The organism is Candidatus Magnetaquicoccus inordinatus (assembly GCF_004217665.1).
Taxonomy (GTDB): Bacteria; Pseudomonadota; Magnetococcia; order Magnetococcales; family Magnetaquicoccaceae; genus Magnetaquicoccus; species Magnetaquicoccus inordinatus.
The window spans coordinates 5,967-24,759 of sequence record NZ_RXIU01000007.1; the positions used below are offsets into that span (position 1 = coordinate 5,967).

At 51.2% G+C, this 18,793-nt stretch carries 14 protein-coding genes; 9 read left to right on the forward strand and 5 right to left on the reverse strand.

Annotated features, from left to right (window positions below):
- The 5 genes from EJP87_RS01265 to feoB form a co-directional block, all read left to right on the forward strand.
- A partial coding sequence (locus EJP87_RS01265) for an HD-GYP domain-containing protein (protein WP_130470081.1) occupies positions 1–646 on the forward strand: 646 nt, incomplete at its 5' end.
- Between the two features lie 12 nt (positions 647–658).
- Positions 659–2,233 carry a GAF domain-containing protein gene (locus EJP87_RS01270; protein WP_130470053.1) on the forward strand — a complete coding sequence of 525 codons (1,575 nt, stop codon included), beginning with the start codon at positions 659–661 and terminating at the stop codon, positions 2,231–2,233.
- A 5-nt stretch (positions 2,234–2,238) separates the two neighbouring features.
- A complete protein-coding gene (locus EJP87_RS18265) occupies positions 2,239–7,863 on the forward strand; it encodes a PocR ligand-binding domain-containing protein (RefSeq protein WP_227657396.1) in 5,625 nt (1,874 codons plus the stop codon).
- Between the two features lie 141 nt (positions 7,864–8,004).
- Positions 8,005–8,241: a FeoA family protein gene (locus EJP87_RS01300; RefSeq protein WP_130470054.1), complete on the forward strand. Its 237-nt coding sequence runs from the start codon at positions 8,005–8,007 to the stop codon at positions 8,239–8,241.
- A gap of 26 nt (positions 8,242–8,267) precedes the next feature.
- Positions 8,268–10,403 (forward strand): ferrous iron transport protein B, encoded by a 2,136-nt coding sequence (gene feoB / locus EJP87_RS01305; protein WP_130470055.1) that lies wholly within the window; start codon positions 8,268–8,270, stop codon positions 10,401–10,403.
- 249 nt (positions 10,404–10,652) lie between these two features.
- Here the strand turns inward: feoB and EJP87_RS01310 are convergent, their stop codons facing one another.
- Together EJP87_RS01310 and EJP87_RS01315 are read right to left on the reverse strand one after the other, a co-directional pair.
- A complete protein-coding gene (locus EJP87_RS01310) occupies positions 10,653–12,530 on the reverse strand; it encodes a PilZ domain-containing protein (protein ID WP_130470056.1) in 1,878 nt (625 codons plus the stop codon).
- Positions 12,531–12,609: 79 nt separating this feature from the next.
- Positions 12,610–13,650 carry a PilZ domain-containing protein gene (locus tag EJP87_RS01315; RefSeq protein WP_130470057.1) on the reverse strand — a complete coding sequence of 347 codons (1,041 nt, stop codon included), beginning with the start codon at positions 13,648–13,650 and terminating at the stop codon, positions 12,610–12,612.
- Positions 13,651–13,886: 236 nt separating this feature from the next.
- On the opposite strand from EJP87_RS01315, the gene rsmG reads away from it, so the two are divergent.
- Genes rsmG through EJP87_RS01330 form a run of 3 tightly spaced genes read left to right on the forward strand, consistent with a single transcriptional unit; the run spans position 13,887 to position 16,286 of the window.
- Positions 13,887–14,570, forward strand: coding sequence for a 16S rRNA (guanine(527)-N(7))-methyltransferase RsmG (gene rsmG / locus EJP87_RS01320; protein WP_193771041.1), 684 nt, complete (start codon positions 13,887–13,889; stop codon positions 14,568–14,570).
- A gap of 25 nt (positions 14,571–14,595) precedes the next feature.
- Positions 14,596–15,369: a ParA family protein gene (locus tag EJP87_RS01325; RefSeq protein ID WP_130470059.1), complete on the forward strand. Its 774-nt coding sequence runs from the start codon at positions 14,596–14,598 to the stop codon at positions 15,367–15,369.
- Positions 15,366–16,286 carry a ParB/RepB/Spo0J family partition protein gene (locus EJP87_RS01330; protein ID WP_130470060.1) on the forward strand — a complete coding sequence of 307 codons (921 nt, stop codon included), beginning with the start codon at positions 15,366–15,368 and terminating at the stop codon, positions 16,284–16,286. The genes EJP87_RS01325 and EJP87_RS01330 overlap by 4 nt, the downstream gene beginning before the upstream one ends.
- Positions 16,287–16,301: 15 nt before the next feature.
- On the opposite strand, the gene EJP87_RS01335 is transcribed toward EJP87_RS01330, so the two are convergent.
- The gene (locus EJP87_RS01335) at positions 16,302–16,925 is read right to left on the reverse strand and encodes an MBL fold metallo-hydrolase (protein ID WP_193771042.1); all 624 of its coding nucleotides are present in this window, start codon (positions 16,923–16,925) and stop codon (positions 16,302–16,304) included.
- On the reverse strand, positions 16,909–17,205 hold the full coding sequence (locus EJP87_RS01340; RefSeq protein ID WP_193771043.1) for a WGR domain-containing protein: 297 nt from the start codon (positions 17,203–17,205) through the stop codon (positions 16,909–16,911). Before EJP87_RS01340 ends, EJP87_RS01335 begins: the two co-directional genes overlap by 17 nt.
- 185 nt (positions 17,206–17,390) lie before the next feature.
- Here EJP87_RS01340 and EJP87_RS01345 point away from each other — a divergent pair, with 185 nt between their 5' ends.
- Positions 17,391–17,792: a M67 family metallopeptidase gene (locus EJP87_RS01345; RefSeq protein ID WP_193771044.1), complete on the forward strand. Its 402-nt coding sequence runs from the start codon at positions 17,391–17,393 to the stop codon at positions 17,790–17,792.
- Between the two features lie 51 nt (positions 17,793–17,843).
- On the opposite strand, the gene EJP87_RS01350 is transcribed toward EJP87_RS01345, so the two are convergent.
- Positions 17,844–18,793 (reverse strand): thioredoxin domain-containing protein (locus EJP87_RS01350; protein ID WP_193771045.1); only part of this gene is annotated, 950 nt, incomplete at its 5' end.

Consider the following 18,793-nt stretch of genomic DNA (forward strand, 5'->3'; position numbering starts at 1 on the left):
GACCCGTGATAATGATACCGGCAACCATATTCGCCGTACTCAATTTTATGTCAAAGCTCTGGCCGAACATCTGCAAACCCATCCCCGTTTCAGTTCTTTCCTGAGCAGGGAGATGATTGATACCCTGTTCAAATCGGCACCTCTGCACGATATCGGTAAAGTGGGTATTCCCGATCAAATCATGCTTAAACCTGGTCGTTTTACCCCGGAAGAGTTTGTTATCATGCAGACCCATACCACACTGGGTCGCGATGCCATCCAGCAAGCTGAAGATCGTTTGGGTATGAATGTCCCCTTTCTCCACTATGCCAAGGAGATCGCCTATAGCCACCAGGAAAAATGGGATGGCAGCGGTTATCCACAGGGGTTACAGGGTGAGGAGATTCCCATCTCAGCGCGCTTAATGGCCGTGGCTGATGTCTATGATGCCTTGATCAGTCGCCGTGTGTACAAAGCCGGCATGTCACATGAAAAAGCTGTACAAATTGTCAGCGAAGGCAAGGGCAGCCATTTTGATTCCGATGTGGTGGAGGCTTTTATGCAGTTGACCGATACCTTTCGTGCCATCGCTGCCCGCTTTGCCGATTCCGATGCGGATATGGAGAGAAAAGCCAAGCAGTTGCAACAAGCAAATGTTACCTATTGACTCATCGCGCACATGAATCGTCTCGCTGCTCTGGTTGTCGCCCATACTCGCCTTTTCAGTTTGCTTGCTTTGTTTTCTCTGTTCCTGCTGATTCTGTTGGTCACTGTGGTCAGTCGTGAATATCGGGAAGCCTCCCGTTTGACTCTGCTCACCGTGCAGACAGAACGGATGAGCGTGGATTTAATGGCGCAAACGGTCAATGGCAATCTGATGGGAGCACTGCATCTGCTTGGGCTGGCCGATCCACAGGTCAAGCAGGATGCCCTGCACTCTGCTCCCAGTGGCGATACCCCTCTGCTGCGTTCTTTGGAACAGATTGGTAGTGCGCTGGAGGTGACTGGCCTCTATGTGGTCGATCGACAAGGGGAGATCCACACCTTTTGGGGCAGTGGCAAATCCTTGACCGGAGTTAATGTACTGTTTCGCCCTTATGTGCAAAATGGTTTGCAGGGTATGAGCAGTGTCTATGCTGCTGTCGGCACCACCTCTGGTGAGCGGACCCTCTATTTTGCAGCCCCTCTTTATGAGGGGTATACCCCTTTTACTCCGATCATTGGTGTTGTTGCGGCACGAATGAATCTGTTGCGCATCGACCGCGTCTTGGCCAACCACTCTGATATTGCCTTGCTGCTCTCTCCTCAGGGTTTGATTTTTGCCAGCAATCGCCCGGAATGGATCGCCCATCGTACCGTTGCTGCCACTCCAGAGTGGTTGCAAGCCATTCGTAGCCTCAAGCAGTTTGGCACTCTCTTTGAGCATCGTGAGCCAGAGCCATTTCCAGTGAATTTGCAACTGCCGATCACGGAATGGAATGGAAATCGCTATGCCATCGCACGCACCTCTCTGCAGTGGCAGGATCCGGGTGGCAACTGGCAATTGATCCTTATGGAAAATCTGACCCATACGGTGCCACTATCGGAGAGTGTGCATATTGGCTTGCTGGTTGGCTCTCTGGCAGCACTGGTATTGATCTCCCTGTTTCACGTGCTTCAAAGCCACCATCGCCAACAAACCGCCCATCTTGATTTACAACGCTTGCTGGAGGAGCAGGCAACTGTGGCCAACCGTAAAGCACAGCGTGCAGCCCTATCCTTGCGCCTGCAGCAGTGTCAATCGCCCCATGAGTCGGCACCTCTGTTTTTGCAGGCTGCCCATGAGCAGTTTGCACTATTGCAGGGAGTCATCTATGTCCGGGAGAGTGATCAGTGCCCATACCTGCAACTGGTAGCCACCTTTGCTTGTCAGGTGCGCCCTGCGTCACAACTGCTGCCCGGCGAGGGGTTGCTGGGTCAGGCATTTTTGGAAGGAAAAATGCGTCTGCTGCACATGCCGGAGGACTCTTTTTGTACCATCCATTCTGGTTTGGGAGATGCCCGACCCTCTACGCTGTTGCTGATGCCGATTACCTTGAACAAATCGCAGTTGGGACTATTGGAGGTGGCGATGCTGCATCAACCCTCTGCAAGTGATGTGGAAGAGTTGCAAGAGTGGGTAACCTTGTTGGCCCTGCATCTGGAGCTGCGTCGATCCCATCTCTCTCTGCCAAACTCCGTTACGACCGATAGCCAAGGGAGGAGTGCGTGTTGACCACCATGACCCTGTTGGAACGCCGACCACTGACCGGCAAATTGATCCTTGGTTTTACCGCCATGCTGTTGGGTACCTTGGCTTTGGGTTGGCACAGTCTGCATACCCTGCACACCCTCAACAATGAGATTCAACGCTTGTATAACATGGAAATGTTGGGTGTTTCGCATGCCAAAGAGGCGGCTACCAAATTGGCGCAAATGGGTCGTGCTTTGCGGCAGTCCATTTTGGCTACCACAGAGAGCGAACGCGAACGGGCTATGACGCAAATGTCCACTGCGGAAACCCAACTGCGTTATGCGGTCGAAGAGACTCGAAAACGCACGGTGCGTAACGAAGCACGGCAGCGCCTGCTGCGCTTTGAAGAGCAGTTTGCCTCTTATAAACGCAATGTCGATAAGGCTTTGATCCTGCAACGTGCTGGTCTGCGCGATGAGTTGCTCAATTTTATCAACCGTGCCGATTTTCAACAGGCTGCCATCACTGCCTCCGATGCCTTGACCGATTTGACCCGCATTCAGGAGGAGAGTGCACACCAGTCTGCCAATCATGCTCAAAATTTGGCCGAAGAGAATACCCGTCTGACATTTATCTTGCTGGCAGTGGCAGGAGGGTTGGGTTTGGCCTTCAGCATTCTGATTAGTCTGTCGATCCGTCGTCCTACCGAACAGATGCGGGCTTTGGTGGAAGAGCTGGCAGCAGGCCATTTGGATCAAGAGGTGCCCTATACCGACTATCCCAATGAGATTGGTGCACTGGCCCGCTCCATCCGGGTACTGCAAAAAGAGGCCCGGCAAATGGAGTCGCAACGCTGGATCAAAACCCATCTGGCGCAGATCTCCTCTGAATTGCAAATGGCCAGTCAGTTTACCGAGTTGGCACAAACCTTTCTCTCGGCGGTAGCCCCATTGCTCAATGTAGGTCAGGGGCTCTTTTACCGCTATGAAGAGGAGACACAGCAGTTGCGTTTATTGACCGGCTATGCTTTTCGTGAACGCAAGCATCTGGATCAATATGTGGCCCTTGGCCAAGGTTTGGTCGGGCAGTGCGCTTTGGAGCGGCAACCGATCACCCTGCTCTCCCCGCCTCCTGATTATATTCGTATCGGTTCGGCACTGCTGGAGGGCACGCCGCGCGCCATCAGTGTGATTCCCATTTTACGTCAGGACTCTCTGTTGGGTGTGGTAGAACTGGCCAGCTTTGAGCGCTTTGACAGCCGACAGCAGGCACTGTTGGATGGCTTGATGCCCATTCTGGCGATGAGCCTGGAAATATTGGAACGCAGTGCCAAAACGCAGCATCTGTTGCAGGAGACCCGCAACCAAGCCGAGCGTATGGAAAAACAGGCAGCACTGCTGGAGGCGCAAACAGCCGCTCTGGAAGAACAACAAAGTTCGCTTAAGGCTACCACCGACTCTTTGGCCATTCTGGAAGAGCGCAGTCGCATGATATTAAGTGCGGTCAGCGATGGCATCGTCGGGATCGATCCAGAAGGCAACATGATGTTTGTCAACCCTTCGGTTCCCCGTTTGTTGGGGTTTAGCGAAGAGGAGTTGATCGGGCAAAATATGCACCACTTGTTGCACCATCACTATCCTGATGGACGTCCCTTTCCGCAGTCAGAGTGCTCCATGTATTTAACAGCAGTAGACGGTACAACACGCTTTGTCGATAGCGAAGTGTTGTGGCGCAAGAATGGCTCCTCTTTTCCGGTGGAATATGCCACTACTCCGGTCTACAAAGAGGGCAATCTGCTCGGTACCGTGGTAGTGTTTCGTGATATCACCAGCCGCAAAGCTGCTGAAGAGGCATTGGCGGCAGAACGTTCCCGGTTGCAATTTATTCTCGATACCAGCCCGATTGGCATCGCTTTTACCACCAAAGGGGTGATCCATTTTGCCAATCCCAAATTTACGGAGATGTTTGGGGTTACAGCAGGGGAAAGCGTTTTGGATCTCTATGTCAACCTGCAGCAGCGGGAACAGATTGTCGAACGCTTGCGTTCTGGTACAGTTTTGTACAACCAAGAGATTCAAATGATCGGGCGCGATCGTCGACAACGGGAAATGCTGGTCACCTATTTGCCCATCACCTATGACAATGAGGCAGGCGTATTGGGTTGGTTGCTGGATATTACCGAACGAAAAGAGGCAGAACTGGCCTTGCGTGATCAATTTACTTTCCAACAAGCCTTGATCGATACCATTCCCTATCCGGTATTCTACAAAGGGAGTGATAGTCGTTTTCGGGGTTTCAACCGCGCCTATGAAGAGACCTTTGCCGCACGGCGTGAGGATTTGATTGGCAAGCGCGTTTTGGATCTGCAGTTTTTACCGGAGGCAGACCGTATTGCCTATCAGCGCGAGGATGAACAGGTCATCGCTGAGGCGGGTTCGGTACAGCGGGAAATGCCTATTCCTTTTGCCGATGGCAAAATCCATGAAACCATCTATTTTGTTTCCGGTTTTCGCCGGGCAGACGGTTTACCAGGGGGTTTGGTCGGCACCTTCATTGATGTCTCAGACCGCAAAAAAGTGGAGGATTTGGAGCGTTTTAATCGTTTGGCACTGGGACGAGAAGAGCGCATTATTGAACTAAAGAAAGAGATTAATCTTCTCAGTCAGGCTTTAACCCGTCCCCTCCCCTACTCTTCTCCAGAGCAAAGCGAAGAGCTTTCTGTACCTACACCGCCCTCCAGCGCACCACCTATTCTGGCAGATAGTGAGGCGATTGCCAGTGAATTTGCCGATTTGTTGCAACGGGAAAATCTGCAGGAGCTGTTCAGTAATTTTTGTTCGGCAATGGGTATCGCGGCTGCGATTATTGATCTGCAAGGCAAGGTGCTGGCTGCAGCACGTTGGCAGCGTATCTGTACCGATTTTCATCGCGTGCATCCGCAAAGCTGTGCCAACTGCCTGGAAAGTGATACCGGTCTGGCGATGCAGTTGCAGGCAGGAGAAGAGTTTACCATCTATCGTTGTAAAAATGGGCTTACCGATTGTGCCGCCCCCATCATCATCAATGGTCATCATGTGGCCAATGCCTTTATCGGTCAATTTCATTTGGGTGAACCTGATGAACAGTTGTTCCGATCCCAGGCGGAGCTCTATGCGTTTGATCCCGACGCCTATTTGCAGGCAGTGCGCGAGGCGCCAGTGATGGCAGAGAAGGTGCTGCCCCACATCTTGGCCTTTCTCACCCATTTTTCCCGTTTGATTGGCTCCTTTGCCATCAAGCAACTGCATATGCAGCAGAGCGAACGGGAGCGTGCCGAGCACAGCCAAGCCTTGCATCGCGAACGCATGGCCGCCATGAGTCTGGCCGAGGATGCCGAAAAAGCACGACTGGAGTTGGCCTCTTATCAAGCCCATCTGGAATCATTGGTGGAGGAGCGTACCAATGAGTGGCGTCTGGCAAAAAATGAGGCTGATGTCGCCAATAAGGCCAAATCAGAGTTTTTGGCCAACATGAGCCATGAAATTCGTACCCCCATGAATGCCATCATTGGCATGTCCCATCTGGCACTGCAAACAGAGTTGGACAGCAAACAGCGCAATTATATTGGGAAAATTCATCGCGCTGCCGATAACCTGCTGGGCATTATCAACGATATTCTGGATTTTTCCAAAATTGAAGCCGGCAAACTGACCATGGAACAGATTGAGTTTCGTCTGGAAGATGTCATGGATAATCTGGCCAATCTGCTGGGTCTGAAAAGCGAAGATAAAGGTTTGGAGCTGCTCTTTGATCTGGATCCAGAGCTGCCTACGGCGCTGATTGGTGATCCGCTGCGCCTGGGCCAAATCTTGCTCAACCTGGGGAACAATGCGGTAAAATTTACTGAAAAAGGGGAAATTATTGTTGGTGTGCAGCAGGTTTCCCGTACTTCTGAGCAGGTAACTTTGCACTTTCGGGTAGAGGATACCGGCATCGGCATGACGCCTGAACAGTGCAGTAAAATGTTTCAATCCTTTAGTCAGGCCGACAGCTCCACAACGCGCAAATATGGTGGTACTGGATTGGGGTTGGCCATCTCAAAAAATCTTGTCCAATTGATGCAGGGTCATATATGGGTGGAAAGCAGCGCTGGTCAGGGTTCAACCTTTCATTTTCATGTCCAGTTTGGCCTGCAACGTGAACCTATGCCCCGACGCAACACTTTCCGTCAAGAGGTAGGCAAACAGCATATATTGGTTGTCGATGACAACTCGGTGGCTCGGGAAATCTTGCTGAATATGCTGCTCTCTCTCTCCATGGAAGTGGAGAGCGCCAGCAATGGCCAGCAGGCTTTAGCCATGGTTGAACAGGCTTTGCAGCACAATCATCCCTATGATCTGGTTTTGATGGATTGGCGCATGCCGCTGCTCAACGGGGTGGAAACCATTCGGCAGTTGCAAATTCGCTTTGCTGCCCAGTCCCCTGCGGTAATTCTGGTCACCGCCTATGGCAAAGATGAGGTGATCGATTCGGCTATCGATGAGGGTGTGCAGTTGCAGGCAGTGCTGACCAAACCGATCACCCTCTCCTCCTTGTGGGATGCCATCGCAACGGCCAGCGGGCATGCCTTGCTGGAAGAGAGTCGTAGCCAAGAAAAACAGTCCCAACAGCAGGATCATATGGCACAACTGTGCGGGGCACGGGTTCTCTTGGCCGAAGATAATGAGATGAACCAGGAGTTGGCTGTAGAGCTGCTCAGGCAAGCCGGTATGAGTGTCGTGGTTGCCAATAATGGAGAAGAAGCGCTACTGATGCTGCAGCAGGATGGGCCATTCGACGGAATATTGATGGATTGTCAAATGCCGATCATGGATGGCTATACCGCCAGTACCCAGATTCGTGGGCTGCCAGAGTTTACAGCCTTGCCAATCATCGCCATGACTGCCAACACCATGGCCGGTGATCGGGAAAAGGTTCTGGATGCCGGTATGGTGGATCACATAGCCAAACCACTCAATGTTGCGGAGATGTTTGCCACCTTGGCCCGTTGGATTAAACCGGCAGCAGGAAAGATGCCTGAGTCAAACCCCCAGCCATCCCCAGCCGTTGTCACACACAACACGCTGCTGCCTGAACTTCCCGATGTCGATGTCAAAGCGGGATTGGCAACCAGTATGAATAATTTTCCTCTTTATAAACGTCTGTTGCGGCGTTTTGCGGCTACCCAAAATGATTTTGTCAGCGCTTTCCATGCGGCCCGTCAACAAGCGGATCATGACACCATGATTCGCTTGGCCCATACGCTGAAGGGAACAGCAGGCAATATCGGTGCGCATCTGCTGCAAGAGGCGGCTGCCGCCTTGGAAATGGGTTGTATGCAAAAGTGTGATGAGGCATCGCTTGCCTCCCTTCTCTCTGCAACAGAGGTGCTCTTGCAGAGGCTTCTCTCGGCTTTGTCTTCCCTGACGGAGGAAGAGCAATCCCCTCCTCCCGCTACAAATCCGCTCGCTTTGCACAATGGTATGTTGCGTCTGCGCTCTTTGCTGGAAGAGAGCGATCCAGAGGCTATTGAGCTGGTAGCCGAACTGCTGCGTCAAGCAGAGGCGACTGCCATGAGCGAGCGTCTGCATTTGGTCGCTGTTGCCGTAGAGCGATATGATTTTGATGAGGCTCTACGCCGTTTGCCGCTCTAGTTTTTTCTCGGCGTTGCAGGTTTTGGGAAAACTAGAGCGAGAATAATTATATATGGAAATATAGGCCATGCGCTTGACAGAGGGTTGGAAATGAGATAGTATTACTGAGAATGATTCTCTTTATCGGTATTGGAGGAATGTATGGCTGCCAAGACTCTTTATGATTTGCCACATGGTGTGCAAGGTGTAGTGCATAAAATTGCTGGAGAAAATAAGTTGAAGCGCCGTTTGGCAGAGATGGGATTGGTTCAAGGTGCGCAGGTAGAGGCGCGGCAAACTGCACCTTTGGGCGATCCGCGTTTGTATCGTGTAGCTGGTTTTCAACTGAGCTTGCGCAATGAAGAGGCTCGTTCTGTTATCCTGGAAGCGGCATCCTGAGTGGATAGCCTGCATGGAGATGCTTGATGTCAGATTCTGCCCAAAAAACTGTCACCATTGCCTTGGCCGGAAATCCCAATTGTGGCAAATCAGCGCTCTTTAATCGTTTGACTGGTGCACGGCAGCGCGTTGCCAATTTCAGTGGGGTGACGGTTGCGCGCAAAGAGGGTGAAACTCTGCATAAAGGATGGTTGTTGCGGTTTATCGATCTACCCGGTACCTATTCCCTGTCAACCTTGACCATGGAAGAAAAGCTGGCTCAGGAATATTTGTTGGGTAATGAATATGATCTGATTCTCAATATCATGGATGCCGGCAATCTGGAGCGTAATCTGTTTTTGACTACCCAGTTGATCGAATCGGGCAGACCGCGCGTTTATGTTCTCAATATGGCGGATGAAGCACGTCGAAAAGGGATCACCATCAATCTGCCTCTCTTGAGCACCTTGTTGGATGGACCGGCTCTCATGACCGTTGCCCGTACTGGTGAGGGAGTTGATGCTCTGTTGGATCTTTTGGTCGAGGAGGCTGAAAATAAACTGCAGCGTCGGGGAGTGAGTGTGCGCTATGACAGCCATTTGGAAGAGGCCATCGGCCGCTTGACCCAGCATATCCAGACCCACCTCGGCAAACAATATCAGCAGCAAGCACGCTGGCGTGCTATTCAGCTCTTGGAAGGCAATCAAGGGCTACCCGGTGCGCCGCCGCCAAACGAACACCTGGCGATTCAGGGGGAGGCAGAACGCTATCATTTGGCGGCCATGCACGGTGATCCCGCTGAGGTGTTGTTGGCCAACGGTCGCTATGGTTTTATCCGTGGGTTGCTCAAAGAGACCGTACAGCAGCAGTTTTTTGCCGTCGGTACCCTGACCCTTGGTGAACGTCTGGATGGTATTCTGCTGCATCGATTGCTGGGGTTGCCACTCTTCTTTCTGTCGATGTGGGTCATGTTTCAAACCACCTTTACCTTGGGCAAAGTGCCTGCAGAGGTGATTAATAATCTTTTTTCCTGGCTCACTGAACAGGCTGCAGAGTTGCTGGCACCTTCACTGTTGCGGGAAGTTTTGACCGGAGGAATTCTACCCGGGGTCGGGGGGGTGGCAGTCTTTTTGCCAACCATCATTCTGCTGTTTCTTTTTATCGCTCTGTTTGAAGATTCGGGCTACATGGCACGGGTCGCTTTTCTGACCGACCGAGCCATGCACATCATCGGTTTACATGGCAAAGCCTTTATTCCGCTGCTGATGGGTTTTGGCTGTAACGTACCGGCCATTATGGCAACTCGTGCCATGGAGCATCCCCGTGATCGGCTGGTCACCATCTTGATCAATCCGTTTATGAGCTGTTCTGCCAGATTGCCGGTCTTCGTTCTTTTTGCAGCCGCCTTTTTTCCTGAGCATGAGGGTTCAGTACTCTTTTCCATCTATATGATCGGTATTGTCACAGCTCTGCTCAGTGCCCTGCTGCTGAAAAAAACCCTGTTCAAAGGTATTTCAGAGCCGTTTGTCTTGGAACTGCCACCATATCGTTTGCCCACTTTGCGTTCGGTGGTTCGCCATATGTGGGAAAAAGCAGTGGAATTTTTAAAGAAAATGGGTGGGGTGATCTTGGCCGGCTCGATCATTATCTGGTTTCTGCAAGCCTATCCCCGTGAGGTGACGCTTCCTTGGAATCCCGAAGAGCGCCTTGCCGCGATTGAAATGCAACTGCCAGAAGGAAAAGAGCGCCAGGAGGCTATCAAGGCTCTGCAGGCGGAACAGAGTGCTGCCGAGCAGGAAGGACGTTATCTGGGACAGTTGGGGCGCTGGATCCAACCCATTTTTGCACCTCTTGGATTTGATTGGCGCGCCTCGATTGCCTTGTTGACCGGTTTTGTCGCCAAAGAGGTGGTGATCTCCACCCTGGGAGTGTTGTATCACAGCGGCAATAAAGAGCAATTGCAAGAGGAGTTGTTGCAAGAAAAATTAACCCATGCCATGCCTCGCCATGTCGCCTATGGGTTTATGCTCTTCACACTTTTATATATTCCCTGTCTGGCTACCATCGCGGTGATTCGCCGTGAGACAATGAGCTGGCGCTGGCCACTGCTTTCTGCGAGCTTCGGTTTGTCTCTTGCCTGGTTGTCAGCCTGGACGGTCCATACTGTGGGAGGGCTTTTGTAATGTCTGCCTGGGGGGATCTTGTCGGTTGGCTGCTTTTGCTGCTCAGCTTAATACAACTGCTGCGTTTTGTAAGAAGCAGCTTTATCGCTAGCGGCAAAGGGTGCGGATGTACAACTGGTACCTGTCAGAAAAAAAGCAATGCTGCACCTGCCATGCAGGTTCTTGCCTTTGTTCCAAAGAAGAGAGGCTAACCAGGTTCCAGCCACTTGGCAAGGGTGGCTGGAACTCCATCGAGAATACAACTGCTGCTTAGGCCCGTTTCAAGCGACCCGTTACTTGGCCGTGCAAAATCTCCGATAGACGACACAAACGGTCTTCGGTATCAATCAGCAACTTTTTCGCCTGCTTTTCAATCTTGGCCAAAGCCAGATTATTCTGTTCTACACTCTTGTCCAATTTGAGCATGCGCGAAATGTTGCCCAAATTAAACCCAGGTGTCTCTTCCAGAGATTGCTTCAAGGAGGCATGACGCAAAATGACGGCTGCTCTGGGCAAAGTCTCTGTTTTGGAAAGTGCTACCTCCCATTGATAGGGAAGACCGCATTTTACCAAACCATAGGCCAAAGCCACCGAAGAGAAGGAGTCCATGCTGACATAGTTGAAGGTTTCCAGGATATGCTCTGGTTTGCCACGGGCAACAATCTCCATTACCAAAAATTCACCCACTTGGGTTTTATCGCTGACCTGAATCTCCAACAGTTTGACCAACTCCTTGATCGGTGCTCCTTTGGCAAAACGTTGAATCAGTTTCAAAAATACTGCCGAATTGACATCCTCCACCGAACGGATCAAAGGCATCAATTCCATTGTTGATTTTGCCTTATCCAGAATCAACTCCAATACCCCTTCCATCATGGGTGACTCTTTATGGATATATTGGTAGGCTTCAATCAGATATTTTACCGGTGCAGTGCGGGAGAGAACGGGTAACAGATGTTGCTGAATACGCGGTTTGTTGGCACAGATACGTACTGCTTCCAATAATTTTTCTGGAGAGCTGTGCATGACGATCATCTTGACCAAAGCATCGGTATTGACCGAATCTTCGGGAATGATTTCCAACACCCGCAAGGCGCTGGAGACATGTCGACGTTCGATTACCGCCTCCACCAGTATATCGGCATCTGGAGACCATTCAATAGTGGCAATAATCTGCAAAGCGGTGACCAATTGCGCAGAAATACCAGAACGGGTCATACCGATTTTGATGATACCGCTGATCAATGCCCGACGTGCACTGGGATCCATGCGCCAGATCGAGAGCAAACCCAGCATCAAATCAGGATCACCCGATTCCACCGCCTGCTGCACTTCACCATAATTGCCTTCCAACCCTTCCTGTTCCAAGACGCAGCGATCAATAACGGGATTGGTTTGATTGCGCGTGCGGGCAAATTCATCGTCGATGAAACGCATCAATTTGTTAAAATCACCGCGGGCATCAGTGGCTATCAAGGTAAATTCAGCACCGATCAACTCCATGATTTCATTATAGCGGTTGCGCATGGTAAATATTTTGCGCACTACCGCAGTAACCGGAATCTCATAGGGATTGGTGCGATCAGGGGAGTGTACTGTCCCCTTCAAAGAGGTCCCTTTGGGAAAGGTTGGCTTGAAAAGATGGGACTCATCAACATGGCGAATGAAAGAGCAGCCACCCACAGCAATATCAAAGACCCTGGCCTTGAAGGGGCGATCATTTTTCATATCGATGGTGATAGGCATATCGATGCTGAAGGGCACCCGGCGCCGACTGAATTGGCGTGCCTGAGCCGAAATATAGACCACATCTGGAAAGGCCAGGCGAATACAGGGCGTGCCGCGCACCTCGACTGTATCAATAAATTTGCCATCCAACTCAATCAAATAGCGCACGGTTTGGGAAAATATTTTAATACCAGTACTTTCGCGACAGGCGCGAATCTCCTCAGCCGTGTTCAGCGAGGTGAGCAAAAGAGATTCACGCTTACCCATATTGCCATCCTGGCAAACAAAAAAGGCATTGGTGCGTACCCCGGAAGGTTGGATAATCACATCCACCAGGGCATTCTCCTCGATGGCGACCATCAAAATTTCCACAATATTGCGTGGCTTTCTGACCTGCCTTTTGGTTTTGACGTTGATCACGAATCTCTCCCTATCTTTGCGAATAACCTGATCCGGCGCAGGTTTAGATCACCGATATTGGTTGTTAATCTGTTTGTGGTTATACTACGGCATGTTTCCGCATCTGCAAACGAGAGCGTTCCACATGCGCTACCATCTCACCGATCTCCCGCACATGCTCATAGGAATCGATGTTGAACACAATCTGTCCAGCCGGTTTGCTGTGCCGGGTACCCATTTTAATCAAGGTTCCTTTTACTGAAACCTCTCTTTCACCCTCCTCCCAGGTGAAGGAGATATCCACTTCAGCTCCTTCGGAGAGTTGTGCCTCTTCCGCTGGCAGATAAAAGCAGACCCCGCCAATACCAATATCGGCAATTGTTGCCATGAACGTCGTGCCAGCTTCACGACTGATACTGAGGACAACACGCGCCTCTGGATAATATTTGATGCGTACTGCCGCTCGTCGTTGTGGTTTGCTGAACAATTTTTCGGGAAAGGTGATTTTGTACACCGTCGCTGCCTCTGAATCCGGTGCAGCGGTAACTTCCGGGGTGCCGGGGGGAGGAGTCATTGGTTTAACTGTGCGCAAGGGTACCATAGGCGCCATTCCCGGTCGCAACGGCATGGCGGGCATACCAGGGCGGGGGCCAGTACCAGGCATGCCAGGCATGGCTGCAATACCCGGTCGCTGCGGGACTCCTCCTGCTCCTGTTTGCGCCATGCTGTCTGGAACGGCCTGGTAAATACCGCCAGTAAACTCATTAAATTTACTGCCATACACAAAGGAAAAGGTTGCAGGTTGTCCATTGGCCAACTTGATGCGGCCACCTGGAGGATCCGTCTGACCTATGACAATATAGAGCTTGTTGCGGATATATTCGCTGGAAGGCTCTTCACTGGCGCCGGGTCCACTCTCTTTTTCAGGGAGAAAATGGGCCTTGTAGATCAAAACCTTGTTGCCGAATGTCAACAACACCTCTGATTTGGCATCTATGACATGCATCAGCATTTCGATGATGCGGAACTCATCGGTCACAATGGTGTTCTCTTCCTCTTCCACATTGACCAATGCTTCAATTTTTTTTGCTTTTTTGTCTCCCCCAGTCAACTGGGAGACCAATTTTTTCCAGGTGCTCATATGCTCGCCTCATTGTCTTGGTTGCGTGTGCATCTTTTGCACGCAATTCTTACGCCAGCAGTCAGCAGGCGCTTGTTGACGAATCCCTTACAGACTGGAAAAAAATTCAATACAATGCAAGAGAAAATCAGCATTTTGCTTGTTCAAATGGTTTTTTCCGCGTATCTATGAAGGGTTTGCCGGGACAACCCTCTGCCATCCCGGCAACTTGTTTTGAGTGGAGTGTAAAAAAACAGATGGATCACTTGGCAATTCCCTATACGGAGAGCGCCTGGCTTGCCTGTTTTACCAGCATGGAAGAGATATTGGGTCATGCCTTGAGCGATCAGCAAAAACTGGATTTACAACGCTATAGCGCCCTTTTGCTGGCTACCAATCAGCGCTTTAATCTGATTGGTCCCTCCGCCGTCGATAATTTGCTGACACGACACCTGTTGGATGCTCTCCCCCTTCTGCAATTTTTTCCCAAGAAGGCCCGTGTCGCTGACATCGGTTCTGGTGGGGGTTTGCCGGGAATTGTTTTGGCCATCTTGTGTCAGCCCACGCAATGGATTCATCTGATCGAAAGTATACAGAAAAAAGCCAGCTTTTTGCAGCAGGTAATCAGCGAATTGGCTTTGCGCAATCGGGCAGCCGTATCGGCACAGCGTGCAGAACAGCTTGGCCTGGCGGAAAAAAGATCCTATGATCTGGTCGTTTCCAGGGCCTTGGGGTCATTGCACTATGGCGCCGAACTGGCGGCACCGCTGTTGCGCTCTGGGGGGGCCTATTTGGCCCTCAAAGGTCGTAATCATGCCGAAGAGTTTTCTGCCTGGCGGCAAGCTGCCATCAGCCGATTGTTTCATGATCCTGTCGTTCACCCGCTTGACCAACAGGGAGATGGAGTGATTGTACGGTTGGTAAAAAAGGCAATTCATTGATCATTTTAATGGATGTATGTACGTTATGTCTCGTATTATTGCCATCGTCAATCAAAAAGGGGGAGTAGGCAAAACTGCCACCGCCGTCAATTTGGCGGCTACTCTGGCTGCCTGTGAACAACGTGTTTTGCTGCTTGATTGCGACCCTCAAGGAAATGCCTCTACCGGTTTTGGCTTGCGCAAAAATGGTCCGCAACCTTCGCTCTACCAGTTTTTAATCGGTCAAAGTACTCTGTCGCAAGTGATTCGCCCAGTGGTCGCACCCTGGCTGGATGTGATCCCCTCCTCTCCTGACCTGAGTGGTGCGGAAATCGAATTGGTTTCTGCCAGCTCTCGTGAAAGCTGGCTGCGTAAACGCTTGCATGGTGCAATCGATCAGTATGATTTTGTACTGCTGGATTGTCCCCCCTCTCTGGGCTTGCTGACCGTCAATGGGCTGGTCGCTGCTGACAGCGTCCTGGTGCCTCTGCAGTGCGAGTTTTATGCAATGGAGGGAATGAGCCAGCTTTTGCGTACTTTGGAGCTGGTTCGTCGGGGATTGAATCCCACTCTGCAACTGGGAGGTATTCTCCTGACCATGTTTGATGAGAATGTTTCAGGACAGGTGCAAATTGCCAAAGAGGTGCGCCAGCATCTTGGACTCAAGGTTTTTACCACTGTTATTCCCCGTCATACCGCCGTTAGCGAAGCACCCAGTTTCGGCAAACCGGTCATCTGGTATGATCTGCATTCGGCGGGTTCTCGCGCCTATTTGCAACTGGCTCAGGAAATTTTGACTAAAAAGGATGCCAAACCATGAGCATGGAAACCATGACCTTGGGCCGCGGCCTGGGTTCACTTTTGGGTGATGCGGCACTGATGGAAGCTGAACAGGAGTCGATTCGCCATCTTCCTGTGGAGCATATTCAACCCAATCCACGACAGCCACGTGGTGATATGGATCCGGTAGCTTTGGAAGAGCTGGCCGAATCCATTCGTGAGCAAGGAATTTTGCAGCCTATTCTCGTGCGTCCCTTGGGGGAAAACGGCGATCGCTATGAGTTGATTGCCGGCGAGAGACGCTGGCGAGCAGCCGCCATTGCTGGTTTGGAAAAGGTTCCTGCCTTGATTCGGGCAATGGATGACAGCGCCTCTTTAGAGGTGGCCATCCTGGAAAATGTCCAGCGCGAGGATCTTAACCCCATCGAAGCGGCCAGGGGTTATGATCTGTTGATGCGCGAGTTTGACTATAGCCACAAGAAGATTGGCCGACGTGTGGGTAAAAGTCGGATGGCAATCACCAATCTATTGCGCTTGTTGCGTCTGCCAGAGCCGGTGATGAACTGGGTTGCCAATGGTACGCTGACCACCGGTCATGCACGCGCTCTGCTGGGTTTGGAAGAGCAGCCGGAACGTCTCATCCAACTGGCTGAAGAGATTGCGGTACAGGGATTATCGGTACGTGAAACCGAAGTGTTGGTGCGCCGGGAACGTGGAGAGGTCGCTGATGTCAGCGTCCCAGTCAATCAAAACGCCCCCAGCAAACCTGTTGCAGGACGCGGCCGTCATCGGGAACCTGCAATTGTAGAGATGGAAAGCCGACTTGCCGCCACTTTGGGCAGTAAAGTAACCATCACCCAGGTGCGCGGAAAAGGCAAGGTGATTCTCGAATATCTTTCACCCTCTGAATTGGAATCTTTGGTGCACCGCCTACTCTCTGAGGTGGCAGCAAGCTAAGCGCTCAGCGCTCCCCTAGAGGTAGGGATTATTATGTTTTTCCTGGCCTATGGTTGTAGAGGGGCCATGGCCAGGATGGCAAATAATCTTGTTATCCATTGTCAATAAACGGCTGCGGATCGATTGCAGCAAGCGACTGGTGTTGCCGCCTGGCAGATCGGTGCGCCCTATGGATCCGGCAAACAGTGTATCACCTGTTGCCATCTCGTGACCCCATTTGAGGCACACTCCACCTTGGGTATGACCGGGTGTATGAATCACCTCCAGCTCTATACCGGCAACCTGCAAAATCTCTTTGTCGTGGAGAGTGCGATCCATGCGCGGTATTTTACCAAAGGGTAACCCCCAAGAAGCAGCATGTGCTGGTGCCGCCTCAACCAAGAGTCGATCCGCTTCGTGAATCCAAAATTGACATCCCGTTTTATGCTGCAACTCCGCCACGGCACCAATATGATCAAAATGGCCGTGCGTATTGATGATATGGGTCAAACGTAAACGATAACGCTGCAGGTGCAGCAACAGACGCTCAGCATCGCCACCTGGATCGATCAACAAGGCTTCACCACTCTCCTCGCTGCCCAACAGTTGACAATTTACCTGCAACGCACCCGTTTCAAAAATATCATGAATCAGGCTCATGATCATTTTCTCCTTGCAAATATGCTGCTAAAGCCGGTTTGGAGCCCTCACGCATCACCACATGATACCCCCGCTTCACCAACTGTTCCAGCAACTGACTCATCCCATCGGTAGCTTGTAGATAGTTTTCATAAAGCGCATGACGCACTGTGCCCGGTGAACCACTGCGACCCCATTCCCGAATCACCTGCCACTGACCCAGTAAATCACGCTGAATCTGTACCGAATAGTACCAGATTTGCCCATTATCAGGATTTAATCGTTGCAAATATGCCTTCATTATTTCCGCTGCCGACCATGCGCTATCCATTTGCCAGCCCAAGCCGTGCGCCCTTGACGCCGACAGGCTATCCACCCTACCCTTTCGACAGCCAACCTTTTGGCTATCGCTTTTGTGCTTTATTCAGTCACTGTGCCTGAACAGACAGAAAAGTGCAACCGGTGACCATGCTGGGAGTTACACCTATGTGGACCATTCCGCGACCTCTTCTTAACCGTATTCTGGATCATGCCCGACGCTCTTTACCTGCAGAGTGTGTTGGATTGCTCTCTGGCCAGGGTAAAACAGCGAGCGCCTGGCATCCATTGCCCAACCAATCGCAAGATGGTCGCCGTTTTTATGCCGATGAGAGTGCTTTGATTCAGGTGCTGCGCCAGTTGCGAGAAACAGGTGAGGATCTGGTGGCCATCTATCACAGCCATCCCGATAGTGAAGCTGTGCCATCGCTTACTGATCGGCAACAGGCCCACTATCCCAACACTCTCTACCTGATTGTTTCTCTGTTGACCAGCGGACGGCTGGAAATGAATGGTTATCTGATTCAGGACGGAGAAGCAATTCTGCAAGAACTGTTGATTAGTGACTAGATAAACAGCGACCGGTCGCATGTTCTACCGGCCGCTGTACACTTTGCTGCTCTATTTGGCCTTCAATTCACTATCGATAATCTGCTTGAAGCGCTCCAAAGGCACTGCTCCCACTAAGCGAATACCGTTGACAAAAAAGGTTGGGGTGCCAGTAATGCCCAACTGTTTGCCTTCAGCAGTATCCTGGGCGACACGCCCGGCATGCCGGCCACTATCCAGACATTCATCGAACTGGTTCTGTTTCAAACCCAATTTACCCGCTGTTTTTTTCAAATCAGCCGGGGCAAGTGCTGTACCTTCCGTGAATAATGCCGCATGAAATTGCCAAAATTGGCCTTGATCCGCCGCACATTGGGCAGCCTCAGAGGCTTTGGGAGCCTGCTCATGAAAGGGTAAAGGATAGTGCCGAAATACAAAGCGGATTTTATCACCATACTCCTTTTCCAAAGAGCGCAACACCGGCTGAGCACGTCGGCAATAGGGGCACTCAAAATCAGAAAATTCAATCAAAGTGATGGGTGCATTGGCATTGCCCCGTGACAAATCATTGGGAGCGTTGACGCTGACACGAGGTGGATGCAAAAGGATCTCTACTTTGTGGCGCTCCCACAGCACCTTCATATACTCCTCGCGTGCCTGATCCCGTTTTTTGTCCAGCATGAACTCCCGAATACGATCTTCCATGCCTTGCCCTTCATTGGGCAAGCGGCTGCGATTGGTGGCAATAAATGCTGCAACCTCCTCTTTGCTTGGTGGAGCTACTTTGGCATCTACCTGTTTTTCCAACAGATCTGCAGCAGAAACACCTAATGCTTTAGCCTCTTTGCTCAACAAATGTTCAATGACCATCTCTTGAATGCGGGTCTCCCGCAATTCATGAAGCTTATCCGCCAAAGCCTTGTCAACCTCTTCAAGACTTAATTTCCAATCTCCAGCTTTGGCAACTGTTTCGCTCCACCCAGTGAGTGGCCAAATCAGCAGAGCCATGATCAACCAGTTAA